This is a genomic window from Sphingomonas daechungensis, assembly GCF_014489495.1.
Taxonomy (GTDB): domain Bacteria; phylum Pseudomonadota; class Alphaproteobacteria; order Sphingomonadales; family Sphingomonadaceae; genus Sphingomicrobium; species Sphingomicrobium daechungense.
Genome location: NZ_CP060780.1, coordinates 1,924,813 through 1,950,521 on the forward strand (window position 1 = coordinate 1,924,813; position 25,709 = coordinate 1,950,521).

At 62.4% G+C, this 25,709-nt stretch carries 23 protein-coding genes, 1 tRNA gene, 7 pseudogenes and 1 riboswitch; of the genes and pseudogenes, 15 read left to right on the forward strand and 16 right to left on the reverse strand.

Translation table 11 applies throughout. From position 1 onward, the window contains the following. Window positions 1-28 precede the first annotated feature (28 nt). From rpsB to fabZ, 11 genes and pseudogenes are all read left to right on the forward strand, one after another. A complete protein-coding gene (gene rpsB, locus H9L15_RS10320) occupies window positions 29-784 on the forward strand; it encodes a 30S ribosomal protein S2 (RefSeq protein ID WP_187714016.1) in 756 nt (251 codons plus the stop codon). A gap of 92 nt (window positions 785-876) precedes the next feature. Further along, window positions 877-1,820, forward strand: a pseudogene (gene tsf / locus H9L15_RS10325) (translation elongation factor Ts). An 80-nt stretch (window positions 1,821-1,900) separates the two neighbouring features. Continuing rightward, window positions 1,901-2,626: a UMP kinase gene (gene pyrH / locus H9L15_RS10330; RefSeq protein WP_187714017.1), complete on the forward strand. Its 726-nt coding sequence runs from the start codon at window positions 1,901-1,903 to the stop codon at window positions 2,624-2,626. Continuing rightward, window positions 2,623-3,183, forward strand: a complete 561-nt coding sequence (frr, locus tag H9L15_RS10335) for a ribosome recycling factor (RefSeq protein ID WP_187714018.1) — start codon at window positions 2,623-2,625, stop codon at window positions 3,181-3,183. The genes pyrH and frr overlap by 4 nt, the downstream gene beginning before the upstream one ends. Continuing rightward, window positions 3,140-3,927: pseudogene (uppS, locus tag H9L15_RS10340) on the forward strand (polyprenyl diphosphate synthase). The gene frr and the pseudogene uppS overlap by 44 nt, the downstream one beginning before the upstream one ends. A gap of 35 nt (window positions 3,928-3,962) precedes the next feature. Next, window positions 3,963-4,558 (forward strand): annotated as a pseudogene (locus tag H9L15_RS10345) (phosphatidate cytidylyltransferase). Next, window positions 4,555-5,712 carry a 1-deoxy-D-xylulose-5-phosphate reductoisomerase gene (locus tag H9L15_RS10350; protein ID WP_187714019.1) on the forward strand — a complete coding sequence of 386 codons (1,158 nt, stop codon included), beginning with the start codon at window positions 4,555-4,557 and terminating at the stop codon, window positions 5,710-5,712. Before H9L15_RS10345 ends, H9L15_RS10350 begins: the two are co-directional and overlap by 4 nt. Next, the gene (gene rseP, locus H9L15_RS10355; RefSeq protein WP_187714020.1) at window positions 5,712-6,842 is read left to right on the forward strand and encodes an RIP metalloprotease RseP; all 1,131 of its coding nucleotides are present in this window, start codon (window positions 5,712-5,714) and stop codon (window positions 6,840-6,842) included. Before H9L15_RS10350 ends, rseP begins: the two co-directional genes overlap by 1 nt. A 159-nt stretch (window positions 6,843-7,001) precedes the next feature. Further along, a pseudogene (gene bamA, locus H9L15_RS10360) lies at window positions 7,002-9,635 on the forward strand (outer membrane protein assembly factor BamA). After that, window positions 9,635-10,027, forward strand: a pseudogene (locus H9L15_RS17615) (OmpH family outer membrane protein); the annotation flags it as partial. The pseudogenes bamA and H9L15_RS17615, both read left to right, overlap by 1 nt. A gap of 192 nt (window positions 10,028-10,219) precedes the next feature. Beyond that, window positions 10,220-10,687: a 3-hydroxyacyl-ACP dehydratase FabZ gene (fabZ, locus tag H9L15_RS17620; RefSeq protein WP_223276683.1), complete on the forward strand. Its 468-nt coding sequence runs from the start codon at window positions 10,220-10,222 to the stop codon at window positions 10,685-10,687. Here fabZ and H9L15_RS20385 read toward each other — a convergent pair. From H9L15_RS20385 to H9L15_RS10410, 8 genes and pseudogenes are all read right to left on the reverse strand, one after another. Beyond that, entirely contained in the window at window positions 10,684-11,031 is a 348-nt protein-coding gene (locus H9L15_RS20385; RefSeq protein WP_398286072.1) for an ATP-binding cassette domain-containing protein, read from the reverse strand. The two genes, fabZ and H9L15_RS20385, sit on opposite strands and share 4 nt — an antisense overlap. A 38-nt stretch (window positions 11,032-11,069) precedes the next feature. Further along, window positions 11,070-11,396 (reverse strand): ATP-binding cassette domain-containing protein, encoded by a 327-nt coding sequence (locus H9L15_RS18900; protein WP_187714023.1) that lies wholly within the window; start codon window positions 11,394-11,396, stop codon window positions 11,070-11,072. A gap of 25 nt (window positions 11,397-11,421) precedes the next feature. Further along, window positions 11,422-12,360, reverse strand: a complete 939-nt coding sequence (locus tag H9L15_RS10380) for a FecCD family ABC transporter permease (protein ID WP_187714024.1) — start codon at window positions 12,358-12,360, stop codon at window positions 11,422-11,424. Continuing rightward, entirely contained in the window at window positions 12,357-12,680 is a 324-nt protein-coding gene (locus tag H9L15_RS10385) for a substrate-binding domain-containing protein (protein WP_223276155.1), read from the reverse strand. The genes H9L15_RS10380 and H9L15_RS10385 overlap by 4 nt, the downstream gene beginning before the upstream one ends. A 167-nt stretch (window positions 12,681-12,847) precedes the next feature. Beyond that, a complete protein-coding gene (locus tag H9L15_RS10390; protein WP_187714026.1) occupies window positions 12,848-13,099 on the reverse strand; it encodes a hypothetical protein in 252 nt (83 codons plus the stop codon). Next, window positions 13,068-14,393 (reverse strand): TonB-dependent receptor domain-containing protein, encoded by a 1,326-nt coding sequence (locus H9L15_RS17630; RefSeq protein WP_223276156.1) that lies wholly within the window; start codon window positions 14,391-14,393, stop codon window positions 13,068-13,070. Before H9L15_RS17630 ends, H9L15_RS10390 begins: the two co-directional genes overlap by 32 nt. Window positions 14,394-14,587: 194 nt before the next feature. Continuing rightward, window positions 14,588-14,746 (reverse strand): annotated as a pseudogene (locus H9L15_RS17635) (TonB-dependent receptor plug domain-containing protein); the annotation flags it as partial. Window positions 14,747-14,760: 14 nt separating this feature from the next. Further along, window positions 14,761-14,910 carry a hypothetical protein gene (locus H9L15_RS10410; protein ID WP_187714028.1) on the reverse strand — a complete coding sequence of 50 codons (150 nt, stop codon included), beginning with the start codon at window positions 14,908-14,910 and terminating at the stop codon, window positions 14,761-14,763. Window positions 14,911-14,986: 76 nt separating this feature from the next. After that, window positions 14,987-15,122: riboswitch (cobalamin riboswitch) on the reverse strand. Window positions 15,123-15,226: 104 nt separating this feature from the next. Here H9L15_RS10410 and rpmE point away from each other — a divergent pair. Next, window positions 15,227-15,457 (forward strand): 50S ribosomal protein L31, encoded by a 231-nt coding sequence (gene rpmE / locus H9L15_RS10415; RefSeq protein ID WP_187714029.1) that lies wholly within the window; start codon window positions 15,227-15,229, stop codon window positions 15,455-15,457. Window positions 15,458-15,460: 3 nt separating this feature from the next. After that, on the forward strand, window positions 15,461-15,898 hold the full coding sequence (locus H9L15_RS10420; RefSeq protein ID WP_187714030.1) for a GNAT family N-acetyltransferase: 438 nt from the start codon (window positions 15,461-15,463) through the stop codon (window positions 15,896-15,898). 89 nt (window positions 15,899-15,987) lie between these two features. On the opposite strand, the gene H9L15_RS18905 is transcribed toward H9L15_RS10420, so the two are convergent. The 8 genes from H9L15_RS18905 to H9L15_RS10460 all read right to left on the reverse strand — a co-directional run bounded on the left by H9L15_RS18905 (window position 15,988) and on the right by H9L15_RS10460 (window position 24,923). Continuing rightward, on the reverse strand, window positions 15,988-16,845 hold the full coding sequence (locus tag H9L15_RS18905; protein ID WP_187714031.1) for a DUF2207 family protein: 858 nt from the start codon (window positions 16,843-16,845) through the stop codon (window positions 15,988-15,990). Beyond that, complete coding sequence (locus H9L15_RS18910) at window positions 16,842-17,846, reverse strand: DUF2207 domain-containing protein (RefSeq protein ID WP_187714032.1); 1,005 nt, start codon at window positions 17,844-17,846, stop codon at window positions 16,842-16,844. The genes H9L15_RS18905 and H9L15_RS18910 overlap by 4 nt, the downstream gene beginning before the upstream one ends. After that, window positions 17,755-18,462, reverse strand: coding sequence for a LemA family protein (locus tag H9L15_RS10435; protein WP_187714033.1), 708 nt, complete (start codon window positions 18,460-18,462; stop codon window positions 17,755-17,757). Before H9L15_RS10435 ends, H9L15_RS18910 begins: the two co-directional genes overlap by 92 nt. A 54-nt stretch (window positions 18,463-18,516) precedes the next feature. Next, complete coding sequence (locus H9L15_RS10440) at window positions 18,517-19,692, reverse strand: acyl-CoA dehydrogenase (protein ID WP_187715875.1); 1,176 nt, start codon at window positions 19,690-19,692, stop codon at window positions 18,517-18,519. 139 nt (window positions 19,693-19,831) lie between these two features. Next, window positions 19,832-21,955 carry a TonB-dependent receptor plug domain-containing protein gene (locus tag H9L15_RS10445; protein WP_187714034.1) on the reverse strand — a complete coding sequence of 708 codons (2,124 nt, stop codon included), beginning with the start codon at window positions 21,953-21,955 and terminating at the stop codon, window positions 19,832-19,834. A 331-nt stretch (window positions 21,956-22,286) separates the two neighbouring features. Beyond that, the gene (locus H9L15_RS10450; RefSeq protein WP_223276158.1) at window positions 22,287-23,786 is read right to left on the reverse strand and encodes a hypothetical protein; all 1,500 of its coding nucleotides are present in this window, start codon (window positions 23,784-23,786) and stop codon (window positions 22,287-22,289) included. Window positions 23,787-23,815: 29 nt separating this feature from the next. Next, window positions 23,816-24,874 (reverse strand): AfsR/SARP family transcriptional regulator, encoded by a 1,059-nt coding sequence (locus H9L15_RS10455; RefSeq protein ID WP_223276159.1) that lies wholly within the window; start codon window positions 24,872-24,874, stop codon window positions 23,816-23,818. Continuing rightward, a tRNA-Ser gene (locus H9L15_RS10460) sits at window positions 24,834-24,923 on the reverse strand. The genes H9L15_RS10455 and H9L15_RS10460 overlap by 41 nt, the downstream gene beginning before the upstream one ends. A 117-nt stretch (window positions 24,924-25,040) precedes the next feature. Between H9L15_RS10460 and H9L15_RS19650 the strand changes: the two genes are divergently transcribed. Next, window positions 25,041-25,406, forward strand: a complete 366-nt coding sequence (locus H9L15_RS19650) for a hypothetical protein (RefSeq protein ID WP_317617490.1) — start codon at window positions 25,041-25,043, stop codon at window positions 25,404-25,406. After that, a pseudogene (locus H9L15_RS19655) lies at window positions 25,406-25,690 on the forward strand (lytic murein transglycosylase); the annotation flags it as partial. The gene H9L15_RS19650 and the pseudogene H9L15_RS19655, both read left to right, overlap by 1 nt. Window positions 25,691-25,709 lie beyond the last annotated feature (19 nt).

Here is a 25,709-nt window from a genome sequence, read left to right on the forward strand (position 1 = left end):
CTGAGGCAAAACCGGAAGGAGACTACCTATGGCGACCAACGTCGTCACCATGCAGCAATTGCTCGAAGCCGGAGCGCACTTCGGCCACCAGACCCACCGTTGGAACCCGCGGATGAAGCCGTACATTTTCGGCGACCGCAACGGCGTTCACATCATCGACCTGTCGCAGACCGTGCCGCTTTTCTCGCGCGCGCTCGACTTCGTCACCCAGACCGTCCAGCGCGGCGGCAAGGTCCTGTTCGTCGGCACCAAGCGCCAGGCTCAGGACGCGGTCGCTGAAGCTGCTCGCGTTTCGGGCCAGCACTTCGTCAACCATCGTTGGCTCGGCGGCATGCTGACCAATTGGAAGACGATCTCCAACTCGATCAAGCGCCTCAAGACGCTTGAAGAGCAGCTGTCGGGCGACACCGCCGGCCTCACCAAGAAGGAAGTCCTTCAGCTGACCCGCGAGCGCGACAAGCTTGAGAAGTCGCTGGGCGGCATCCGCGACATGGGCGGCCTGCCGGACATCATGTTCGTCGTCGACACCAACAAGGAAGAGCTGGCGATCAAGGAAGCCAACGTCCTTGGCATTCCCGTCGTCGCGATCCTTGATTCGAACAGCGACCCGAGCGGCATCGCATTCCCGGTCCCGGGCAATGACGACGCCAGCCGCGCGATCCGCCTCTACACGGACGCGGTTGCCGAAGCCGTCAGCAACGGCCGCACCGGCAATGCTGCTGCCCGTGGCGAGGACATCGGTTCGATGGCCGAGCCGCCGGCGGAAGTCGCGCTCGAGGCATAAGCCAGATGCTCCTGCGCAGGCAGGAGCCCAGTACCTATATTGAAGACTGACTGGGCCCCTGCCTTCGCAGGGGCACAAGGAAGGAAGAAGACATGGCTGAGATTACGGCCGGATCAGTGAAGGAACTCCGTGAGCGCACCGGCGCCGGGATGATGGACTGCAAGAAGGCGCTCGCCGAGAACAACGGTGAGATGGAAGCCGCCATCGACTGGCTGCGCGCCAAGGGCCTTGCCGCCGCCGCCAAGAAAGCTGGCCGCACGGCCGCCGAGGGTCTCGTCGGCGTTGCCGTCGCGGGTGTCCGCGGCGCCGTCGTCGAAGTGAACTCGGAAACGGATTTCGTCGCCAAGAACGAGATCTTCCAGGATTTCGTTCGCAACGTTGCACAGCTTGCGCTCGAGAACGGTGACGATGTTGAGGCGCTGTCCAACGCGTCCTACCCCTCGGGTGGCACGGTTTCCGAAGTGCTGACCGATAACATCGCCAAGATTGGCGAGAACCAGTCGCTGCGTCGCGCTGCGGTTCTGGAAGTGAAGGAAGGCGTCGTCGTTCCTTACGTCCACAACCAGGTCGTTCCGGGCCTCGGCAAGATCGGCGTCCTCGTCGCTCTTGAAAGCGCTGCGCCGTCGGAGACGCTGGTTGCGCTCGGCAAGCAGATCGCGATGCACGTCGCGGCTGCGAACCCGCTTGCGCTCAACGCGGACGACCTCGACGCCGACCTGATCGAGCGTGAGCGCTCGATCGCGATGGAAAAGGCGAAGGAAAGCGGCAAGCCGCAGAACATCGTCGAGAAGATGGTCGAAGGCGGTCTCGCGAAGTTCCGAAAGGACAATGCGCTCACATCGCAGCTGTTCGTGATGGACGGCAAGACCCGGTCGCCGACGTCATCGCCCAGGCGGGCAAGGAAGCCGGCACTCCGGTGACGCTCGCCAGCTTCGTTCGCTTCCAGCTCGGCGAAGGCATCGAGAAGAAGCAGGACGATTTCGCCGCCGAGGTTGCAGCGGCCGCCGGCGTCAAGAAAGACGAGCCGGTCGCTTAAGCCAGCAAGGCAGTTGGAAAATGGGGCGGGCGCGCTAAAGCGGGTCCGCCCTTTTCGTATCCGAAGGATTTCAAGGCCGCATGACCCGCCCGCGATTTAATCGGATCCTCCTCAAGCTCTCGGGCGAAGCGCTTATGGGGCAGGGCCAATTCGGCATCGATCCGGACGCTGCCGCGGGGCTGGCGAGCGAGATCGCAGCGGCAAAGGCCAAGGGACACGAGCTTTGCCTGGTCGTCGGTGGCGGCAACATCTTCCGCGGCATGGCCGCTGCGGCCAAGGGTTTCGATCGAGCCACGGCCGACTACATGGGTATGCTGGCGACGGTCATGAATGCGCTGGCGCTTCAGAATGCACTGGAGAAGCAGGGCGTCGACACGCGGGTGATGTCCGCGATTCCAATGGCCAGCGTTTCCGAGCCATACATCCGCCGCCGGGCGCTGCGGCACCTCGAAAAGGGCCGCATCGTCCTGTTCGCCGCGGGAACCGGCAACCCGTACTTTACGACCGACACGGCCGCTGCTTTGCGCGCCGCCGAGATGGGTTGCGACGCCTTGTTTAAGGGCACCAGCGTCGATGGCATCTACAATGCCGATCCGAAGAAGAAGGCAGACGCCACACGCTACGAAAGCCTAAGCTTCAACAAGGTTTTGAGCGACGACCTTAAGGTCATGGATGCGGCAGCTGTTGCGCTTTGCCGCGACAACAATATTCCGATCGTGGTGTTCAACATCCGCCAGCCCGGCAACCTCGCAGAGGTTATCGAGGGCCGCGGGACCGCTACGGTCGTCAAGGGAGAGAATGAATGACGACGAGTATCGACAAGGCCGACATCCAGCGCCGGATGCATGGCGCTTTCGAAGCGCTGAAGCACGATCTGGCCGGTCTTCGCACCGGACGCGCCTCGGTCGCGCTGCTCGATCCCATCCAGGTCGAAGTCTATGGGGCCAACATGCCGCTGAATCAGGTGGCGACGGTGTCCGTCCCCGAAGCGCGCATGCTGTCCGTGCAGGTGTGGGACCGTTCGAACGTTCAGCCTGTCGAGAAGGCCATCCGCTCTGCCGGTCTCGGCCTCAATCCGATCACAGACGGCCAGATGATCCGGCTTCCTATTCCCGAACTGACGGAAGAGCGTCGCAAGGAGCTTGCCAAGCTGGTCGGCCAGTACGCCGAGAAAGCGAAGATCGCTGTCCGCAATGTCCGGCGTGACGGGATGGAGCATCTCAAGGCCGACGAGAAGAAGCACGAGATCAGCGAGGACGAGCGCAAGCGGCTCGAGAATGACGTGCAGAAGATGACGGACGACACGATCAAGGAAATCGATGCCGCTGCAGAAACCAAGGAGAAGGAAATCCTCGGCAAGTGAGCCCGCGGCCGCTCCCGACAAAGCTGGGCGGCCGGCCAGGGAAGATGGCTCGGTCCCGCGCCATGTCGCGATTATCATGGACGGCAATGGCCGTTGGGCGAAAAAGCGGGGGCTTCCCCGCGTAGCCGGGCATCGGGCTGGCGCGGAAGCCGTACGTCGTACCCTGAGAGCAGCCGTCAAGAATGGCGTTGAAGTGGTCACGCTTTATGCCTTTTCTTCCGAGAACTGGCGCCGGTCAGAGGAAGAGGTTTCCGACCTCAAGGGCCTGCTCGGCTACTATCTCGAACGGGAACTCGAATCGCTCGCCAAGGAAGGCGTCCGTCTCAAGCTGATTGGCGACTATTCGGCATTTGGTCCTGACCTGTCCAAGCGACTGGAAAAGGCGATGACCAAGCTTCAGCCCAGTAATCGGCTGACGCTGGTCGTTGCACTCAATTACGGGTCGCGCGCAGAAATTGCGCAAGCTGCTCAAAAGCTTGCGGTCAAAGTCGGGAGGGCAGTCTCGACCCATCGGCGATCGACGAGAGCCTGGTTGCGGCGGAACTTCAGACCAACGACCTGCCCGAGCTTGATCTCCTTATCCGCACATCGGGCGAAGTCCGGCTCTCCAATTTCCTTCTCTGGCAGGCGGCCTACGCGGAGTTGATGTTCACGCCGACGCTCTGGCCGGATTTTGGCGAAGCCGAGTTCGAGGCGGCCATCGATCAGTACGCTTCGCGCGAAAGGCGGTTCGGCGGCCGGTGAGGGAGCTTCTCACTCGCATCATCTCAGGCATTGCCATGATTCTCATCGCCCTCGGAGCGGCGGTGGTGGGAGGCTATTACTTCGCCGTTCTGGTGGCCGCGGCGGCAACCGCGATGTTCTACGAATGGATGAGGATTGTTCGCGGCTGGGGCATTCATTGGGCGATCGGCGGCTTCGTCTACGCGCTGCTTCCAGCCATTGCCTTGCTGTGGATCCGGGACCGCAGCGGAGATCACGGTCTTTCATTGCTCCTCTGGGCATTCATCGTGACCTGGGCGACGGATATCGGTGCCTATTTCGTTGGCCGCAGCTTTGGCAAACGAAAGCTGGCGCCATCGATCAGCCCCGGGAAGACCATCGAGGGGCTCTGGGGGGAGTCGCTGCGGCGGCGATATTTGGCGGAGCATGGGTCTTGGCAACCGGCCTTGGAAAGCCGCTTCTCCTCCTGGCGCCGTTGTTCGCAATTGCGGCACAAGCCGGCGACCTGTTTGAAAGCAAGCTTAAGCGCAGGGCTGGGGTGAAGGACTCCGGAAGTATCTTGCCGGGCCACGGCGGCGTGCTGGACCGGCTGGACGGACTGGTGCCCGTTGCCGTGCTGACGTTCGCGGCACAGGTCTTGGGACTGGCATGAGGAAGGTATCGATCCTCGGAGCCACCGGCTCCATCGGCAAGTCGACCCTCGACCTGATCGAACGATCATCGGAGGAATTCGAGGTCGTCGCACTGACCGCCGCCGTCAACGCTGAGGCCTTGGCTGACGCAGCGCGGAGGACAAACGCCAAGCTTGCGGTCATCGCCGACGAGAGCCGGCTTTACGTGTTGCGAGATGCTTTGAAAGGTACGAGCTGCCAAGCGGCGGCCGGCGTGGAGGCGCTCGTCGACGCAGCGACCGGTGACGCGGACCTCGTCATGGCCGCCATCGTCGGCTGCGCGGGCCTTGCTCCAACCATGGCAGCCGTCGAGGCCGGAAAGACCGTCGCTCTCGCCAACAAGGAAGCATTGGTCACCGCCGGCGACCTGATGACCGAAGCCGCTAAGGCCAGCGGCTCCACACTCTTGCCGGTCGATAGCGAGCATAACGCCATCTTCCAGTCTCTCGCCGGAAGCCGGAGCGAAGACGTTTCGCGCATCATATTAACGGCGAGCGGCGGACCTTTCCGGACCGCGACTTCAGATGCAATTGACGCCGCGACGCCGGCCCAGGCCGTCGCCCATCCGAATTGGAGCATGGGCGCCAAGATTTCGGTCGATTCCGCGACTCTGATGAACAAGGGGCTGGAGTTGATCGAGGCCCACTATCTGTTCGGGCTTCCGTCGGAGCGGATCGACATCCTCATTCACCCGCAATCAGTGATCCACTCGCTGGTGGAATATATCGATGGATCGGTCCTGGCCCAGCTCGGGTCGCCGGACATGCGCATTCCGATCGCCTACGCTCTGGCTTATCCTGCCCGCATGCCGACACCCGCGCAGAAACTCGACCTGGCCAGCATCGCAAGATTGGATTTCGAGGAGCCCGACACGACACGCTTCCCGGCGCTCCGACTTGCCCGGGAGGCCCTGGAAGAGGGGGGCTCCGCGCCAGCTGTCCTCAACGCGGCTAATGAGGTCGCCGTTGCAAGCTTTCTCGGCGGCGAGATCGCATTTCCGGACATCAGCCGGCTCGTCGAGACTGCGCTGGAAGACAACGGCCGCCAAGCACCGCAGTCCATCGAAGACGTCTATGAAATCGACCGCGAAGTGCGCAGTGGAGTTATGGCCATGATCAAGGAACTCTGCGCCTGATGCTTTCGCAACCGCCAATCTGGCTGATCCTCGTCGCGTTCGTTTGCGCGCTGGGACCGCTCGTGTTCATTCATGAGTTCGGCCATTACCTCGTTGCACGCTGGTTTGGCGTTGGTGCCGAAACCTTCTCGATTGGATTCGGCCGGGAAATCACGGGTTGGACCGACAAGCGTGGCACGCGATGGAAGGTCGGGTGGCTTCCGCTCGGCGGCTATGTGAAATTTGTCGGCGACGAGCATGAGGCCAGCGCGCCAGGCGATCTCAACAAGCTGACCCCGGAAGAGCGCGAGCGAAGCTTTCATTTCAAGCCGATCTGGCAGCGATTCCTGATCGTGCTCGCAGGCCCGATGTCGAACTTCATCCTGGCGATCCTGATTTTCGCGATTTTCTTCGCGGCATTCGGAGCTCCGCGAACACCGCCAGTCGTGAATGAGATCGAGCCCGGCAGTCCAGCAGCGACGGCTCAAATCCAGCAGGGCGATCGCATCCTGTCGATCGGCGGGCGGGATACGCCGACATTCGAGGAACTCAGGAACTACATCGTGATCCGTCCCGGCGAGAACGTCACGGTTCGACTCGAACGGGAACAGGAGATCAAGGAAATCCAGGTCACGCTCGGAACGGATATTGAGAAAGACCGGTTCGGCCAAAGCTACAAGAGAGGCCTCCTCGGCGTTTCGCCCGTCGATGCAGTTTATGAACCAGTCCCGGCGATTCAACTGATCCCGACCGCCACCGCCTATGTCGTCAAGCTCACGCGGACGATGCTGGTGGCGCTTTGGCAAATCATCACCGGCAGGCGATCCGTGAAGGAACTCGGCGGTCCGCTGAAGATCGCGCAAATCGCCGGACAGCAGGCCACGCTCGGTCTCATTCAGTTCGTCAGCCTCGTCGCACTGCTTTCAATTAATCTCGGATTCATCAACCTCTTGCCAGTCCCAGTGCTGGATGGTGGACATCTCCTCTTTTACGGAATCGAGGCTGTCCGGCGAAAGCCGGTCAGTCCCGAAGCACAAGACTGGGCCTTCCGAGGCGGTCTCGCATTCATCCTGGCCTTGCTCATTTTCACAACCGTCAACGATTTGGGGTCGTTCGGCTTGTGGGAACGGCTTGGGCGCTTGATTGGCTAGGTTGGTTAGGGCAGGGCTGCACACCATTCCCGCGGACCGCTGAGGGGCGGCCGCTGATTCTTGCATAAAAGGCGGGGACGCGTGATTTCAAAGCGGAAGTTTGTTGGCAGGCGCGCTGGAGCCGTCTTCCTTGTTGGAACGTCACTGGGCGGCTGGTCGATGCCGCTCATGGCGCAAGCGCAGCAGTCCGATCCCCTCGCTCCACAAACCGCTGCGCCGGCACCTCAGCCAGCTGCTCCCGCACCCGCAGCTGCTCAGCCACCGGCGCCTACGTCCGGAATGATTCGGTCGATCGCGGTCAGGGGCAGCCAGCGCCTCGAGGCGGAAACCATTCGCTCGTACGCCAACCTCGCGCCGGGCCAGAACTATACAGCCGAGACCTTGGATACGGCCCTCAAGGATCTCTACGCGACCGAACTCTTCTCCGACGTGGTGATCACGGGCGCGGAAACCGGCAACATCGTCATTACAGTCCAGGAAAATCCGGTCATCAACCGCATTATTCTGGAGGGCAACAAGCGGATCAAGGACGACAAGATCGTCCCCGAGATCAAGCTAAAGCCGCGCGAGATCTTTACTCGCTCGAAGGTGCGCGCCGACGTCGAACGCATCGTCGAACTGTACAAGCGCCAGGGTCGTTTCGCGGCGACGGTCGAACCGAAAATCGTCAACCTGGAGCAGAACCGCGTCGACCTGGTCTTCGAAGTCTACGAAGGGGACAAGTCGAAGGTTCGGAGCATCAACATCATCGGCAATGAGGCGTTCAAGGACGACCGCCTCAAGAAGGAGATGTTCACGAAGCAGGCGGGCGGCGTTCTCGGCTTCCTGAAGTCGAACGACAGCTACGATCCCGATCGGCTCGCGGCCGACCAGCAGAAGCTGCGCGCTTTCTACCTGACCGAAGGCTATGCCGATTTCCGTGTCGTCTCGGCCCTTGCCGAGCTGACGCCGGACCGCCGCGACTTCGTCATCACCTACGTCGTCGAGGAAGGTCCGCGCTACAAGCTCGGCCCGATCGAAGCCGAAAGCGCCCTGCGCGACCTCCCGCCGGAGAAGATCAAGGAAATCGTGAAGCTTGAGCCCGGCGGCTGGTTCAACGCGAAAGCCGTCGAAGACGCGGTCACCAAGCTGAACGAAGAAGCTGGAAACCTCGGCTACGCTTTCGCCGACATCAACCCGGCCTACGAGCGTGACGCCGAGAAGCACGAGATGGGCATCACGTTCCGGGTCGGCGAGACGCCGCGTACCTATGTCGAGCGCATCGACATTTCCGGAAACACTTCCACGCGCGACAAGGTCATCCGCCGCGAGTTCCGCGTCAACGAAGGCGATGCATTCAACGCGCTCAAGGTTAAGCGCTCGCAGGACCGGCTTCAGTCGCTCGGTTTCTTCCAAGAGAACCTGGAGGTGAAGCAGACGGAAGGCTCGACCCCGACAAGGTCGTCCTTGGCCTCAATGTCGAGGAAAAGTCGACCGGTGAGCTTCAGCTCTCGGCCGGTTATTCGAGCCTCGAGAAGTTCATCCTTTCGTTCTCGATCGCGCAGCGCAACTTCATGGGCAAGGGCCAGGAGCTGAACGCTGGCGTGAACTGGTCGCGCTACTCCAAGTCGATTCAGCTTGGCTTTGTCGAACCGTACTTCCTCGACAAGAACATTCTGCTGGGCGGCGATATTTTCCGTCGCGATTACAACAGCTTCAACTATGTCGGAATTCCCGGAACACGACGTATTCCCAGACCAGCACGGGTACTGCTTTGCGGCTCGGTTTCCCGCTGACCGAATATATGACGCTGGGTACCCGCTATTCGCTGGTCCAGGACAATATCACGCTGGACGAGAACACGTTTTACACGGACCCGGATCTTGTCGCCGATCCGGACGGAAACGGCCCACTTACGGGTAGCAACGGGCCTCTTCCCCCACAGTGTGACCCCGGAAGGCAGGTCAGTACCTCTGCGACGAGGTGGGCAAGCGCCTGACGTCCGCGATTGGATATTCGCTTGTCTACAACGACACGGACGGCATCCGTCCCACGCGCGGTCAGTCCGTCGTGCTGTCGCAGGACTTCGCCGGGCTAGGCGGTGACGTGAAGTACATCCGCAGCCGACTTACCGGCATCAAATATTGGCAGCTTGGCTTGCTTGGCGGTGGCTGGGTCCTTTCGGCCCGTGCTGAGGGTGGTTACATCCATCCGCTGGAAAAATCCCCTTCAACGGGCAGCGATCCGATCCGGATCACCGACCGCTTCTTCGGCACGCAGCTGCGTGGCTTCGACATCCGCGGCATCGGTCCACGCATCATTCGCGAGCAATATGCGGCGGATGGCACGATCGACACGAGCCAGAAGAACCAGGTCAGCGACGCCTTGGGCGGCCGCGCATACTACATGGGTCGTATCGAGCTGGAATTCCCGACCAACTCGTCGCTCAAGAGCTTCGGCCTTCGTCCATCGGCGTTCATCGACGTCGGTTCGGTGTGGAGACTCACGACCCCCGTCACTGAAGACATCATCAAGTTCTGCTACAAGTCGGCGGCCCCTACGCAGGAAATCCGGCCACCGAGCACGAACCTCGACTGCGCCCAGTTCGGGGCAGGCTACGACAACACCAATTCATCGCCGGGTTTCCGGGAGCGTTACGTTGGCGATTCCGCCAGGCCGCGTCTCTCGATCGGTATCGGCGTGAACTGGGTCTCGCCGTTCGGTCCGCTGCGGATCGACATCGCCAAGGCCCTCCTGAAGACAGAGGGTGACGAAACCAAATTGTTCAGCTTCAACGTAGGAACTCAATTCTAATGCGCAAAATCGTCTTACTCGCCGCTGCTGCGGCAACCGTTGCCATTCCCGCCGCTGTCAACGCACAGGCTCGTGGTGGCATTATCATCGTCGACACGGACCAGATCCTGAAGACCTGCACCGCGTGCACGTCGGCAGCTTCGCAGCTTCAGCAGAAGCAGTCGACGCTCCGCAGCCGTGCACAGACGCTGCAGACGCAGCTGACCACGGAAGGCAAGCCGATCCAGGATGCTTTCCAGGCTCTCAACGGCAAAAAGCCCGATGCGGCCCTCCAGGCCCGGATCGACGCTTTCCAGACCAAGGAAGCGAACGCCCGCAAGGAGCTCGCGACTTCTGAGCAGCAGCTGCAGTCGACTGCCCAAAACGTGCAGCAGCAGATCGCTGGCCGCCTCGTGCAGATCGTCGAGCAGGTTCGCGCCCGCCGCGGTGCTGCACTCGCGGTTTCGAAGGACGCTACGCTAGCCAATGACCCACTGGGATGTCACCAGCGAGGTTCTGGCCGCTCTCAACAGCGCGCTGCCTTCAGTCAGCGTCACGCCGTTGCCGCAGCAGCAGCAACAGCAGCCGCAGGGACGCTAAGTCGAATGTCGGAAGGCGCCGCCCTCGGTCCGCTTGATGTGAAGCGGGTGATGGCGGCGCTTCCACATCGCTACCCCCTGTTGCTTGTCGATCGGGTCGAGACCCTCGTCCCCGATCAGTCGATCGTCGCAATCAAGGCCGTGACGATAAACGAGCAGTTCTTCCAGGGTCATTTCCCAGGCCGTCCGATCATGCCGGGCGTCCTCATCGTCGAGGCGATGGCGCAGGCCGCCGGCGTGCTCGCGGTGGAGTCCCTTGGCCTCGCAAACTCCGGCAAGCTCGTCTACTTCATGGCGATCGACGGCGCAAAGTTTCGCACGCCGGTCGAACCCGGCGTCCTTCTCAAGCTCGAAGTCGAGTTCGTTCAGAAGCGGTCGTCTGTCTGCAAGTTCGCGGGCAAAGCGACGATCGACGGCAAGCTTGCCGCCGAGGCGAACTTCACGGCGATGATCGCCGATCCGCCTACCGCCTAAGCGTCTTCGAGGATACGCCAACCCGCTTGGACCCGATCGATCCTGAACGCTTTCGAAAGCTTCGGGGAGTTCAATATTTCCTCGGGGCTGCCATCCGCGGCAACGCTTCCGCGATCAATCAAGATCACGCGGTCGAATTCTGCAACCTGATCGAGGTCGTGAACCGAGACCAGCGCTGATGACGCATGCGCCGCGGTTTCGGACCGCAAGATCTTGAGGGTCTTCAGTACCCAATACGGGTCCAAGTTCGACAAGGGCTCATCGAGCAGAAGCAAGCTGGGGCAAGCTGCGAGCGCCCGAGCTATGAGCGCACGCGCTCTTTCGCCCGTCGATAAGCGACTCACCGGGCGGTCGACTAGGGCTTGCAACTCAAGCTGCTCGATCAGTCGCTCGATTCTGCCGGGATCAGGCGACGATAACCGAGGGCAATCACGTCACGCACGGATATCGGCCAGATCACATTACGCGACGCCGGCAGGAAAGACAGAAGACGCATGCGCCTGGAAGGCGACGCTTCGTCGGGGCTTTCTCCGCAAACTCTCACTGTGCCAGAGGTTGCTTCAATTCCAGCTAGTGCCCGAAGCAAGCTCGTTTTCCCCGAGCCATTCGGCCCTATGATCGCGATCATTTTTGACGGGCCAACCTCCAGGCTGGTCCTGTTCAGCCGCCTTGCCAGCTCAACATCTCGCGCTTCGAGAATCGGCGTCATGACGTCACCGTTCGGCGCATCCGGATCACGATCCAGATAAACAGCGGAGTCCCGATGGCCGTCGTGATGACACCAACCGGGATCGACCGCCCGCGGGAGCAAGCCGGACGAGCAGGTCAGCCGAAGTCAGCAGGATTCCTCCGATTGCGGCGGCCGGTACCAGCGCTCGTCCCGGGTGCCCGCGAACCATGGCCCTCGCCAGGAATGGCGCAATCAGGCCGACGAAGGCGATCGCACCGCAGACCGAAACACAGGCACCTACAGCAATCGCGCTCAAAGTGACGACCTCTACCGCGAGGCGACGGGGCCGGTATCCGATCGAAGCAAGAACATCGTCGCCCAAGGCCATCATGTCGAGCGCCTGTGCTCTGCGGACAAGCAGGATTGAAGCTATCGAGGCCGGCACGAGCGCAGCCAAGGCTTGCGGCATGCCTCGATCCACGAAGCTTCCCATCAGCCACTCGAAGCTATCGTAGAAGGCAAAAGGAGAAGGTGCGAGGGCGAGCAAGAGGCTGGTTCCAGCGCTTGCCGCCAGCGCGATCGCGACGCCGGCTAGAAGCAGCGTCGCGGTTTCGCTCCGCCGCCCGGCGAGTGCGATTAGGACCGCGAGCGCGACAAGGGCTCCGAGCGCTCCGCAGGCCGCGAGAGCAAGTGGACCGCTGATGCCGAGCCAATATGCTCCTGCGACTGCGCCAAGCGCGGCCCCGCTGCTACTCCCCGTGATGTCCGGAGAGGCGAGGGGGTTGGCGAACGTCGCCTGCAGAGCGGCCCCGGTAAGGCCGAGAACGGCTCCATATCCCAATGCCAGAAGGGTTCGTGGAAGGCGGAGTTCCTGGATCAACATCCAGGCGAGGCCTGGATCGGCGCGGCGTGTCTCAAGCAGACTGCCAATGGGCAAGACGAGGCTGAGCGCTGCCGCGAGCGCAATCCCGGCTGCCAGGAGGAGAACCGATCTTCGGCTCATCGGATCAGTGAGCGCAGGCGCTCGATCTCAGGGATTACCAGCGGTCCCATGCACGTCCACCCTCGCCCATCCACTTCGACGCGCCTGGACTTGGCATTGCGGACGATCGGATGGCTGAGCCATGCGGCACCTCGTGAGAACTGTCCGCTCCGGTAGCGGCTCTGCACCAGCACGGCAGGCGGACGCACGAGGATGGTTTCGAGCGAGACGCGATCGCCTTGCAAGGGTCGTTGCTTCAGGCCAGCCAGGCGCATCCAGTCGGCACCCACGCTGGGGACGGCGATGGTCTGCCCAGCGCCGCCGATCCAGATTGCGTCCATCTGACGCGACCGAGCGGTGCTCCGCACATAATCCAGTCTCTTCAGCCATGCGCGAGCGCGGCCAGGATCGCCGATTGCGTCCGCTACCGCCCGGAGGTTCCAGGAGACGTCTTCAAGCTTGCTGACGGGTCTAAGGTCGACGGCCCTGATGCCAAGGCGGGAGGCGATCAGCGAACTCGCCCGCCCACCGCCCCCATCGAGAGCACAACCGCAGGCCTCTTTGCGAGCACATCCTCGAGCGAGCCGCGATTGGCGTGATGACCCTGTGCCAGCTTCCAGAGCGGGGACTCCTGCGGATCCTGCGACAGGAAGCTGACACTGGCGATCTCCGACGGCTTCGCGAGCAGGAGGAGATATTCGTCCGTGCAGAGGTTGAGGGAAGCGACGCTAACGGCCGCGAGCAAGGCGGATGCCGCCATAAATGCTCCTCCCTTCCGTCCGATACCCGAGCGCATCCTGATAATTCGCGTCGAAGGCGTTGGCGACACGAGTGAACAGCTGCACGCCTCTCGTGACTTCGAAGCCAAGGCGGGCGCCCGCCAGCCAGTATGAACCCAGCCTCACTCGCTGATAGGGGAAGACATCAAAGTCCGTGTCGATGCGGCTGCCGACGTAGGCCATCGACGCTCCGTAAGTGAAGCGATCGATCCGTCCGTCTGCGCTGATCGCGCCACTATGTTTCGGTCGCCGCGCCTCGCGGATCCCAGAGCCGAGGTCGTTCGGTTCACTGGCTCTCACGTACGAATAATTGGCCGAAATTCGCAGTTTCTCTCCCAGTGACCAGTCCGCTTGTGCCTCGATACCGGAGCGGCGGCTCGCAGTTTTGCGGTTGTCGGTGCTGGAGAGAAACGTACTCGGATCGAAGGTGTCGATGATCTCGTCCTTGAGCCGCTGGCGATAGGCCGTGAGCGATGCGCCAAAACTGGCCTTGCGGTATCGCAGCGATCCTTCGAATTCGCGTGAATTCTCCGGCTTAAGTGACGGATTTCCAACGAATGAGTTGGGAAAGAATCCGAAGAGATCGAAGAAGGTTGGTTGGGCGATTCCTTCGCCGTACGAGCCTGCGATGGAGAAGCCACGGCCGACCTTCGCAAGGAGCGAAGCCCGGATCGTCGTCGCGTCCTTGAACCGGTTGAAGGCGTCGTGACGGACGGCGAGATCAGCCGAAATCGGTCCTGCGTCCGCGCGCCATTCGCCTGTCAATGACGAGTGCTTCCGGCTCTGGTCCTGGTCCGTCGCACCCCCGAAGTTGATGTCTCGCGCCTTGAAATCTTCGGTCTCGTGATCCGCCGCCAGGATGAAGCGATGGTCGACATCCCCTGTGCGGAAGCGATGCTGGACCTGCGCATCTAGAGCGGATCGTGTCCCCGACGTCCGGTTGAGCTCGATATCATCGAGGGAGTTGCGATTGCGGGAGGAGAGGAACGAACCGCCGACACGGCCGCTCCAGGATGCGTCCGCCTCCCCGATTTCAGTCCATAAGCGAGCAGCGCTGAGGCGGTTTCGGCTGCTGTCGAATGTATCCGTATGCTGGAAAGGCGGGTTGGGATTGTACCCATCGAACTCGCTTCGCCCGAAAGGCTGAACGCAGCGGCGCCGAGTTTCACGCCCGGCCCGAGCGTCCAGCTCCCCCTGACGCGAGCGGACAGATTTCGGTATCCGTCCTTGTCGCCGTTGCCGTCGAAGGCGTCGATGCCGCTCGCTTTTTGCCAACCAATGCCAGCCGAAAGGTCTCCCTGCTCGCTGGCGATCGAGCCGGACGCCGAGCCCCGAAGGAAACCGAAGGACCCGCCTTCAAATCCGACCGCGTAGGAACTGCCTCGCGCGGCAAGGCCGTTGACGGCGACGACACCTCCAACTGCCTCGGAACCCCAAAGCGCCGATTGCGGCCCTCGCACCACCTCGATCCTCGAAGCGAGATCGGAGTTCAGCAGCTCGAACCGCGGCTGGTTCCCGGTCGCGGGATCGTTGGCACGAATGCCGTCGACGAAGAGTAGGGTGTGGTTATTCTCCGAGCCACGAATCCGCACCTCGGTCAGGGAGCCGGCAGGGCCCGACGTCGACACGGAAACAGATGGAGTCAACCTGAGTAAGCTGGGATCAGCGGGTCACCAAGCCGCTCAATGGTGCGACCATCGATAATGCTGACGCTCGCGGGCGTGTCGGCGGCCTGTTCGGGTGCTCTTTCTGCGGTGATTACGATTTCGGTGCTTGGAACTGCGTCGATCACTTCATCCTCCTTTGACGAACGTGTCGTCGCAGAGGATGCGAAGCACCCACGCCCTACGGCTGGTCCCGGCCGGAGAAACGGACGACGGACCAAGGCAAGTGTCTGACTCCCGTCCATTGGACGGACACAGTTGCGGGCACAGCGCCGGCTTCGTACCGGCTTCCTTCTTGGCCAGCGGCCGTAGCCGCCGGACCTCGATCCGCAGGTGGGACTACGAGGGGGAGCCGAGCCTTGTCAATTCGCGCTCTTTCCCCTAGGTGCGCCCGACATTCCCGGCTGCTGGTCGGAAACCAGCGCCAATTCAAGGAACATCCGCATGAAATCCGGTACCCATCCCGACTACCACACCATTACCGTCCAGATGACGGACGGCACGACCTTCCAGACGCGCTCCACGTGGGGCAAGGAAGGCGACACGCTGCACCTCGAGATCGATCCGACGTCGCACCCGGCGTGGACTGGCGGTTCGCAGCGCATGCTTGACGCTGGCGGCCAGGTAGCTCGCTTCAACAAGCGTTTCGGCGGCCTCTCGCTCGGCAAGAAGTAAGCCATGTCTCAGGCGCCGGTCCTCGAAACCGAGCGCCTGCGCTTGCGGCCGTGGCGGAAGGAAGACTTCCACCCGTATCATGCGCTCCTGCAGCATCCCGAGGTGCATCGGCACTTCGGTCCGCAGCCCATGGGCGCGGAGGAGTGCTGGCGCCGCCTGACCTCGGCTGTCGGCGGCTGGGATCTCAACGGCTTCGGGACCTGGGCTGTCGAACGGAAGGGCGACGGCAGGCTGGTTGGCAACGCCGGCATCTTCACCGCATGGCGCGACCTTGAGCCTGAGTTCGGCGAGGAGCCGGAGATGGGCTGGATTTTCGCGGCCGAGACCCACGGGCAGGGCATGGCCTCTGAAGCGTGCAGGGCGGTGCTCGGCTGGACAGAGGCTAACCTGGCACCAACGCCGATCTGGGCAATTATCGCCCCGCGAACGAGCCGTCATTGAAGCTTGCCGCCAAGCTCGGCTTCGAGCGTGTTCAAGAAACGGCATACCACGACGATCCGACCGTCGTCCTCAAGCGCCCGGCCTGGTAGTTACCAGCCGCCACCACCGCCGCCGCCGCCACCTCCGCCGGACGATCCGCCCCCGCCCGAGCCGCTGCTCGATCCCGGTGCCGTCGATGCCGAGGTGACTGTACTTGCAAGCGAGGAGCCGACCGAGTCCGCGAAGCGGCCGGGGTTGTCCCACGGGCTATTCGAGCCGGAATACCAAGCGAAGCCTTGTTGCCCCTGCGCTGCAGCCGCCGCGAGGACGCCCGCGAACCGGTCTGCCCAGCGATTTTCTACGCCAAGAGCGATTGCGTAGGGGAGGTAGCGCTCGAAGAGCTCGGGCGTGTCCTGCGGCGGGTTCATCCGGTCCAGCCGCTCGCGCTCCGTGATCGACAGATAGTGTTTGAACCCTGCGATCTGGTCGAGAACCCTGCGGCCCTCCCTGGTCGGCGCTGCAATCCACCAGAAGGACGAGATAACGAGAGGCAGTGCCAATAGCGGCAGCAGGAGTGGCAGCCACCATCCCGTGTTGAGCGCCTCGATCACCAACGGACCGCCGACGAACAAGGCTGCCACCGAGGCGGCCGCCATGCCGAGCGAGAGAAGGCACTTTCCGGTCTTCGACGAGCCGTGGATGACCATTGCCAGCAGGGCCGCGACCGCAATTGCGCCCAAAGTCACCAGGATCCGCCAGATCGCCGCGCCATCGGTCGCCGCAACGACGGCAGCCGCGACGACCCAGAAGGCTGCAGCAAAAAGGATCAAGCCCGCCCCGGCCCAACCCCAATTGCGATTGAACATCACGCCTTCGTAAGAATTCTTCAAAACACCATCCAAACCCTTCTTGGCGGACGAGAATTTTTCATGATTCTTCTGAACCATCATGACCTGCTCTCCGGTCATTGCGATCTCTCTGAGGGCCGCTTCTTCTTCGGCTGGGAGCGGGTGGGGCCGGCCAGGCGTTCGAGCATCGTCTTGTCGCTGGAGAAGAACCCGCCTTTCTCTTCCGACAGTCGAATATGCCCTCTTACGCCCATATCGACCAAGGCGGCCGCAAAGGCGCGGTCGTCGGCGCCCATCTTCACGATATAGCGCATGCCGGCAGGCGTCAGGTCGTCGGGTGGAGAGAAGAGGGGGACGACGGTTCCCGCTCGCGGGTTCCGGCCTGCTCGAGCCCACGCGAAGAAGTAGTAAATGCCCAGGCCGATGAGTGCCATGACGCCGACGACGGGCGGGCCGTAGTCGGCGATGAGCCATTTTGTGCGATCGGACTCGCTCGGCTCGTCCACCACTCCCTTCGGAAAGGCGACCGCAACAGTCAGGCCCTCGTACGGCCCAAGCGGCCCCGTCGTCTGGAAGACGATCTCGCCGGGCTTCTCCTCAGTCACTCTCGCCTGAGACTGCGTCGAGCCTTGGACGCCGGTATAGGCGGCGCGCTGACCGAACGCGACGGCAGAGGGCAAACGGATCCTCGCTTCGGCGAAATCGATGGGAAACTGCCAGCCGTTGCCGGTCACGTTCCAATAGAGCTCGTCATAATCCTTGAAGCGGCCGACCTGGCGCGTCGTCTCGTAGCGGATGACATAGCGATGATCGCCGATGTCGACGAACGTGTCGGGGTCGCCGATCTTTATCCTGACGCCGTTTGAAACCGTCTCCGTAGACGCAGGGACCGGCTGCCCGTCGAGCGTGGCACCCTTGAAGGTGAATCCGACGTGGACCTGGGAGCCGTTTCTCCCTCCATAGCGGGTCGGGAAATCCCGGAAGATTCCGTGATTGATGGCATTGCGCTCGGCATGAACGTCAATGGTTTCAGTGACCTGGAGGGAAGAATCCTTCTGGATCTGGACGTCGCTGATGAAGCGCTGAATTCGTTCGTCGGCGCTGGCCGGCGCGGCTGCCACCAGCAACGCAATGGCGGTGATAACCCGCAACGGACCACGCACTGTCAGGCGCCTTGGCGCGGGAAGGACACCTTGGGGCGGACTGGATCGCCGGATCGTCGTCCTGATAGAAGGGCTCCTCATTGAAGCCCATCGGCCTCGCGATCATGACCGCGGGGAAACTCTGGATCGACGTGTTCAGGTCGCGAACCGTGGCGTTGTAATACCGCCGGGCGCCCTGAAGCTCGCCTTCGATGTTGGCGAGCTGATCCTGGAGTTGCAGGAAATTCGTGTTGGCCTTGAGTTCCGGATAGGCCTCAGCAACCGCGAACAGGCGGCCGAGAATTCCGGTCATCTGCGCGTCGGCCTGGGCGGTCGCTTCGACTCCGCCAGCATTCACAGAGGCTGCGCGGGCCTTCGAGACCTCCTCGAACACCTCACGCTCGTGGGTCGCGTAGCCCTGAACCGTCTCGACGAGATTCGGGATCAAGTCGGCACGGCGCCGAAGCTGTACTGTAATTCCGCTAAAGCCCTCTTTCACGAGGGCGCGGAGACGCACCAGCCGGTTGTAGATGCCGATGACGAGCACCAGCACGAGGACGACGACCGCAAGGACAATCCAGCCCAACATTCCCATGTGATATTCCCCCAGGTTCGACGCGCGCGAACATAGGGCTTACGGCTGTTCCCGCTAGAAGGCGCTCAGACCCGTGATCGCGCGTCCGAGGATCAGCGCGTGGACATCGTGCGTACCCTCGTAGGTGTTGACCGTCTCGAGGTTTGCCGCATGGCGCATGACCTGGAATTCGGCGCTGATACCGTTGCCGCCATGCATGTCGCGGGCGACACGGGCGATATCGAGCGCCTTGCCGCAATTGTTGCGCTTCAGGAGGCTGATCGTCTCCGGAATCAGCGTGCCCTCTTCGAGCCTGCGGCCAACGCGGAGTGCCGCTTGAAGGCCGAGCGTAATCTCGGTGACCATGTTAGCTAGCTTCAGCTGTACGATCTGGTTGGAGGCGAGGGGCCTTCCGAACTGCTTCCGATCGAGCGTGTACTGGCGCGCAGCGGCGTAGCAGGCTTCCGCAGCACCCATCGAGCCCCAGCCGATGCCGTAGCGGGCGCGGTTGAGGCAGCCGAACGGCCCCTTCAGGCCTTCGACATTGGGAAGGAGGGCGTCTTCGCCGACCTCGACATTGTCCATGACGATCTCGCCGGTGATCGAGGCGCGAAGCGACAGCTTCTCCTTGATCTTGGGAGCGCTGAGCCCGGGCATCCCCTTTTCGAGCACGAAGCCCCGGATCTTGCCGCCATGCGCATCGGACTTCGCCCAGACGACGAAAACGTCGGCGATCGGCGAGTTGGTAATCCACATCTTGGTGCCGGTGATGCGATAGCCGTTGGCCGTCTTCTCGGCGCGAGTGCGCATGCTGCTCGGGTCGGAGCCCGAGTCCGGCTCTGTCAGCCCGAAGCAGCCAACAAATTCTCCGCGGGCGAGTTTCGGCAGGTACTTCATCCTCTGCTCTTCGGAACCGTAAGCAAAGATCGGATACATCACGAGGCTCGACTGGACCGAACAGGCCGAACGGTAGCCGCTATCCACACGCTCGACGGCACGCGCGATCAGACCGTAGCTGACGTAGCCGAGGCCCGCTCCGCCATATTGTTCGGGAACCGTGGCACCGAGCAGGCCAAGCTCGCCCATTTCGCTCATGATCTCGCGGTCGAAGCGCTCTTCCATGTAAGCGCTGGTGACCCGTGGCTGCAGGTTCTCCTGCGCGTAATTCTCGGCCGTGTCGCGAACGAGGCGCTCCTCCTCGGTCAGCTGATGCTCGAGGTCGTACGGATCCGCCCAGTCGAACGGCAAAATGGCGGGCTCGGGATGGTGAGCGTCCGCCTTGAGAGAAGTGGCCACGTGAATACCCTGCGATTGAGAAAGTCGCGGGCTCCTTACAATTGTCAGTCGTCCTTCGCCACCCCAGTGCCGCCACCGCCGCCGAAGCTCTGCTTCATGGTGAAGCCGAAGCTGATGTGCCGGTTGCGCTCGCGAACCTCGCGAATGACGTCGATGGGCGTAGCGCGATTCGGGAAGAACAGCAGCCTCTCGCGGTTGCCGCTGGTGTCGAAGGCGTTGTCGACGTTGAAGCTGATCGCCGTTCGCGCGGTCGGGCGGTACTCGACGAAGGCCGTTCCATATGGGCCGCCATTGAAGTTCGAATCGAACTCGTCGGTGCGGTAGAAGGTGAAGCGGGCATTGTCGTTGACCGCGACGCCGTAGGACCATTTCCCGATGTCCCGGCGAACGTCGACGCTCCACTGCCAAGCCGGGAAGAACCCGCTGAACTTGCGTGGATCGCCCGTGATGGGTCGTCGACGCGGGTTCGCTGAATGGTCCCGTCAAACTTGACGCGAAGGCCATTCCACACGCGTGAAAGCGGTGCATCCAGCGTGAGGGTCGCGAACGTGCGCTTGCCAGTGCCGATGTTCCCCGGTGCGTCGAACGTATTGCCCTGGTCATCCGTGATGAGAATTCGATCCTGGAGCATGCTGATCAGGTCGTAGCCGAGGTCCAGCTTGATCAGGCCCTGGCCAAGGAACGGATGCTCGGCCATCGCCCGGAATTCCCAGGTCCGCTGCGGTTGGAGGTTCTCGTTGCCCGCATTGACGCGGTCGGTCGAAAGCTCGGCCACGCTGATGAAGTCGTAGAAGTCCAGCTGGGCGACGACCCGGCGGATCGAGAAGCGCGAATGCCATCCGCCGCCCGGCTTCCAGTCCAGAGCGATGTTTGGCTTGAGGAATTTCAGCGTCCTGTCTGCCGAGGTATCGCCGGTCACGGTCAGGTGGGAGAACTCATAGTTCAATCCGCCGTCGATCCGGAGCACCGGTGACAGGTTCCGGCCGAGGCTAAAGTAGACCTCGCCGCGCTTCTCCTTGACCCGTGCGTCGTCGAGCGGAAGGTCGATGCGCACGCGATTGCCGCTCTGGTCGAAGGCGAACAGATCGACCGTGCTGTCGAGCGTGTTCAGCGCCGCTTCGGCGCCCGCTTCGAAGCTGAAGCCGGCAAGATCCGCTCGGGTCCAGCTCAGCCGTCCGATCGTCTCATTGCGTTGCGCCTGAACGCGCTGGTCGAAGCCGCCCACAACCGATCCGCCATTGGAGATCAGGCCGTCGCGTTCGAGGTACGTATCCTTGTCGTCGCGCTGGCGGCGAGTGGCCAAGCCGACGAGCTTGATCGCGCCGCCAAGCAGGGGCTGCGTAATGTCGCCGCCGACCTCGATCACGGGGTCGCGATACTTCTGGAAAAGATTGTCGTCGTGCTGGGGACCGCCAACGGGCGAGACGCGATTATCCTGCGTCAGGTCGAACCGGCTCGGCTGCCAGCGCAGGTTGATGCGGTACGCTTCCGATGCACTCTTCTCGAGCGCCCAGCTTCCCGCCAGGAACGGATCGCGGTTGAAGTAACTGTTGTGCTTGCGGCGGAATTCGACGGGCAAACCGGTGAGCTCGTCGGTGAGCGTGTCAGTGCCTTCCTCCAGCTGCCGGTTGCGGCCGGTGCCCGCCGACAGATTGAAGCTGGACTGGCCGGTACGGATAAGCGCCGAGCCCTGGATGTCGGTGTTGATATAGCCATCGTACCGCCGCATCGTCGCAGCGGTGATGTTGGCGTCGATGCCCGACTGTTCCGACAGGATGACGTTCAGCACCTGGCTCTTGCCGGCATAGTCGGAACCGAAAAGGTCGCCTGGGCCGACCTCGACGCGAACGACGCGCTGCGCCGGGATGCGGGAAAGAGTGACCTCCAGCGATTCGGCTTTCGATGTCGGGCGCGCCCCGTTGAAGACGACGTTACCCGCGGTACCTGCAAAACCGCGCACGTCGACCTGGCCAAGATTGGTCTGCGTGCTTCCAAGGTCGAGGGTGAAGCCCGGAACCCGCCGCACAATGTCCAGCGCCGATCGCGGAGCAAACTGCGCAAAATAGGCAGCCCCATATGTCGTCGTTCGTGACGTTCCGGCTTGCGGCGTAGCCGCTGTGGATTGGGGGTCGCTCGGGCTCGGAGTCTGCGCCGCGGCGATGTCGGGCATCACCAACGAACTCGCTGCAATCGTTCCAAGCAATAAGGCTCGCGCCATCCGGATCCCCAAGTGATGTCTCGGGGCCGCTAAGGCAGGGACTTCGAACGAACGACGCGGGTTCGATCAATCGACGAACGGTTCGACCAGAGCCGTTGGTGCACGCACGGGTGGCTGGGCGGCGAAGCGGGATACGAGCGCTCTTCATGCCGGCGAACTGAGGCGCGCCCGTCAAAGGCGACGCGGCTCGACCGTCAATTCTTCGTCAAAAGTGCACCGTTACCGCGAATCCAAGTATCGCGCGCAATTGGCGACAAGCCAGCTTTAACCCGCTCAGCGTTCAACGCAGCTCGCAGCCGCTCGTCCGCCGCCGCCAATCTCTGGTCACCATTCAGAGATGCGAAAAGAGGGTTCTTGAGCAATGAGATTGGGGGAACCTGGTTGAGGCTGAGAGGTGACTTCCGCGATAGCTCGTCGAGTTTGGCAAGTGCTTCATCGCGACGGCCCGACAACGCAGCGATATTTGCCTCGTTGACCGTTCGGATGGCTCCCCGAGCCCCGCCTGAGGCAATTGCGAAGTGTTCTGCGCATAGGTTGCCAGCAAGCGGTTGGCGTCTGCTGTTCTGCCTGCACGCTGAAGTGCAAGCACCAATTCCGGGACGGCAACGGACGTAATGTCCACTTGGCCAGCCTGAATCGCTGGTCTGGTGCGATCATAGATTTCAACCAGGTCGGACCCGCGACCCATCAACAGGAGGAGCCTCGCCGAGCCCCAGAAGTTTGCACGGTCCCAGAAGTCGGGGCCGAGGGCCTTCGCTTCGGCGACCACTTTCTCAAGGTTACCGTTGAGGATTGCGATGGTCATCGGATCGAATGCGGCATGCCGCGAAGCCGCGCGAGTTTCCCCCAGCCAACCCAGGGCATTGGCCAGATAGAATTGCATCAGGCGCTCGTCGCCGAAGCGCGCCTCCAACGTCCGCGAATAGCGAAGGTTGTCGGCCAGGCGGTTCTCGGCGTTGGCAAAGCTTCGGAGCAGCTGGAGTTTGGCGCGATCGTCGCGGCTTAACGACAGGAAGCGACGCAACAAAGCGTGAGCCTCCTGATCGCGGCCAAGGAACAGCAGGGCGCCCGTCAAATGGTCGTAGTTGAGGCCCCAAAGGGGATCTAGTTCAACAGCGCGGCGATACTCGGCGATGCCCTCGTCGAAACGGTTCGAGATCCACAGCACCTGACCGAGCCAGCGATGATAATCCGAGCGCTGCGGGCTGAGCTCGACCGCCTTCCGATAGTAGGGAAGGGAGCTCTTGTCGTAGATGTTGAGCAATCCCATCGCCGCGTAGGCGTCACCCAGGTTTGGATCCAACTGAATGGCCTTGCGAGCCAGCCGCGTGGCCTCGGCGCGCGCTTCGTTGAGCGGGCGCGATCCATAATTGGTCGGATGGTCCGACAGCAGCATCTGCGCCTGCGCCAATTCAGCATAGGCAGGAGCATAATCGGGATCGAGGGCGATCGCCTGCTTCAACAGGTCGCTCGCCTCATTGAGCGGGTTTTCGCGACGTTCGCGAATCAGCTGCCGAGCTGCGAGGTACCGATCATAGACATCGGGAGTAGTCGTTCGGGTCGAGGAGACTCCAAAGGATTGTGAAAGCCGCGACGCAACGGTCTTCGCAATGTCGCCCTGGACAGCAAAGATGTCGCCGAGTTGCCGTTCGTATTTCTCGGACCACATCTGGGCACCATCGGACACGCGAGTGAGAGTGACGATCACGAGTACTCGATTGCCGGCGGTCCTGACGCTTCCGTCGAGCAGGTGCGTGATGCCCAGCTGGCGCGCCGTCTCCAATGCATTTTGCCGTTGTGCAATTTCCTCCGCGGAGACCCGCCCCAGCACCCGGAGGCGTTGCTCATGCGAGAGAAGATTCAGGATCTCGTCGGAAACTCCCGTCGCGAAATAGTCCTGCGTCTTCTGCCCGACTTCCTCGAAGGGCAGGACGGCAATGTTCGGCTGGGCTGCGGCCGTGCCCGGGCGGAGGAGATATACCCCGCAGCAAGGATCAACGCGCCGATCAGAAGGAGCGGGAAGAACCATTTCCACCTGACCGCCCGTTGAGGAGGAAGGGAGTAAATCTCGTCGGCCTTCGACCTTGGAAAGCGTGCTGCCCTGCTCTCCAGAAGTGTTCGAGTCTCCTGAGATGGCTTTAGTCCGAGCTCGTCGCCGAGCCGCTTCTCCAGTCGTTCGGTCCGCCGGTGTGCACCCGCTCGATCGCCCAGGGCGATGTCGGCTCTGACGCCGGCGTGGGCAGCTCGTTCATCGAGAGGATCGATCGCCTCAAGGGCATCCGCTATCCTTCGCGCGGACGCTGCGTCCTCGCTGGAGAGGGCAGCGTCCGCTGCATCGGTCCCCTTGCGCTGGATCAATGCGGACAGCCGGGTTCGTTCGGTCCGGAGCCACTCGTCGAACTCCGGCGTCAGGTCATCGAGGTCGGTAAGGGGAGGCCACTGAACTTCCTGCAGCCGGTCAGCCATCTCGACTGCATCCAGGTCTTCTTCAAAACTGCTGACGTCATTCGAAAGCCGCTTCGGTCCGAGCGCGACCGATTCGCGACTCACGGTGAGGATCCCGGCGGTCGCCAGTTCACGCAGCTCGTAGAGGCTTTGACGAAGGCTCGCTTTGGCCTGTTCTTCTCCGCGATCGCCCCACAAGAGCTCGGCCAGTCGAAACCGGGGAACCGGTCCGCGTGACAGTGCCACAATCGCCAGGACCGCCCGCGTCTTCCTGGCCTTGGGCGTGAGGTCGTTGCCCGCCTGATCCATGAGGCGCAGCGGCCCGAGCAGCGTCATTGCCGCTTCGCTGGTCCAGATGTCCTGCCGGCTGCTGCCCTGGTCCGCCATCAGGTGTAGTGCATAACTATTACAGTGCGCCTTGGCGAGTTGAACGTGGCGGATGGGGTGGGATTCGAACCCACGGACGGCTTGCACCGTCGCTGGTTTTCAAGACCAGTGCCTTAAACCACTCGGCCACCCATCCTTCGTTCAGCTCTTGCCGCTATCGCGTGTCGGGATGGGACGTGCAAGGCGCGCGGCGAACACGGCTGGCGTTTATCGGCGTTTACCCCTTAGCCTTGCACGTGGAGGGAGTGACGAATTGCGGTTGAGCAGCGCCTGGATTCTAGCCGCGGTGGCTTCGCTGGCATGCGGACCGGCGAACGCACAGACGGACCCGCTCGCGCCGCTGGCTCAATCGCCTCGGCCGGCGCTGCAGCCCGTACAGACCATCAACATGCGCCCAGCCTTTGCCATGCCGTCGGCGTTCGATGCCTATAAGCTGTACCTCGCCGGTCTCGCCCGCAGCCAGGGGATCCGCGAGGCCACGATCCAGGCCAACGTCATGGACCTCACGCTGAATCGCCGCGTGATGGAGCTTGACCAGGCCCAGCCCGGTGGCCCGCCGAACAGCAGCTACATCCCGCCTTCGCACCCTATCAGCGGGACCACGTTACCCCCAGCCTGATCCGCCGCGGGCAAGACCGGTACTCCTCGAATTACAGCAGTCTCGCCCGCATCCAGGCGCGCTACGGCGTCGATCCGGGCATCCTGATGGCCATCTACGGTCATGAGACGAGCTACGGCGCCGTAACCGGCGGATTCGACCTCCTGCAGGCCCTTGCCAGCCTCGCTTACGAAGGCCGCCGCCGACCGATGTTCGAGAGCGAATTCGTCTCGGCGCTCCGCCTGATCGACATGGGCGTGCCCCGATGGCGGCTGAAGGGCAGCTACGCAGGCGCGACCGGCTATCCGCAGTTCATGCCCTCGG

Excerpts from the sequence above, each read along its gene's own strand:
- pyrH (WP_187714017.1), top strand. The coding sequence starts at position 1,901 with ATGACCCGCCCGCGATTTAATCGGATCCTCCTCAAGCTCTCGGGCGAA.
- H9L15_RS10420 (WP_187714030.1), top strand. The coding sequence starts at position 15,461 with ATGTCTCAGGCGCCGGTCCTCGAAACCGAGCGCCTGCGCTTGCGGCCG.
- H9L15_RS10445 (WP_187714034.1), bottom strand. The coding sequence starts at position 21,955 with ATGGCGCGAGCCTTATTGCTTGGAACGATTGCAGCGAGTTCGTTGGTG.
- rpsB (WP_187714016.1), top strand. The coding sequence starts at position 29 with ATGGCGACCAACGTCGTCACCATGCAGCAATTGCTCGAAGCCGGAGCG.
- rseP (WP_187714020.1), top strand. The coding sequence starts at position 5,712 with ATGCTTTCGCAACCGCCAATCTGGCTGATCCTCGTCGCGTTCGTTTGC.
- H9L15_RS10390 (WP_187714026.1), bottom strand. The coding sequence starts at position 13,099 with ATGGCGGCATCCGCCTTGCTCGCGGCCGTTAGCGTCGCTTCCCTCAAC.
- H9L15_RS10380 (WP_187714024.1), bottom strand. The coding sequence starts at position 12,360 with ATGAGCCGAAGATCGGTTCTCCTCCTGGCAGCCGGGATTGCGCTCGCG.
- H9L15_RS10435 (WP_187714033.1), bottom strand. The coding sequence starts at position 18,462 with ATGGGAATGTTGGGCTGGATTGTCCTTGCGGTCGTCGTCCTCGTGCTG.
- H9L15_RS10385 (WP_223276155.1), bottom strand. The coding sequence starts at position 12,680 with ATGGACGCAATCTGGATCGGCGGCGCTGGGCAGACCATCGCCGTCCCC.
- fabZ (WP_223276683.1), top strand. The coding sequence starts at position 10,220 with ATGTCGGAAGGCGCCGCCCTCGGTCCGCTTGATGTGAAGCGGGTGATG.
- frr (WP_187714018.1), top strand. The coding sequence starts at position 2,623 with ATGACGACGAGTATCGACAAGGCCGACATCCAGCGCCGGATGCATGGC.
- rpmE (WP_187714029.1), top strand. The coding sequence starts at position 15,227 with ATGAAATCCGGTACCCATCCCGACTACCACACCATTACCGTCCAGATG.
- H9L15_RS10350 (WP_187714019.1), top strand. The coding sequence starts at position 4,555 with ATGAGGAAGGTATCGATCCTCGGAGCCACCGGCTCCATCGGCAAGTCG.
- H9L15_RS18900 (WP_187714023.1), bottom strand. The coding sequence starts at position 11,396 with ATGACGCCGATTCTCGAAGCGCGAGATGTTGAGCTGGCAAGGCGGCTG.
- H9L15_RS18905 (WP_187714031.1), bottom strand. The coding sequence starts at position 16,845 with ATGACCGGAGAGCAGGTCATGATGGTTCAGAAGAATCATGAAAAATTC.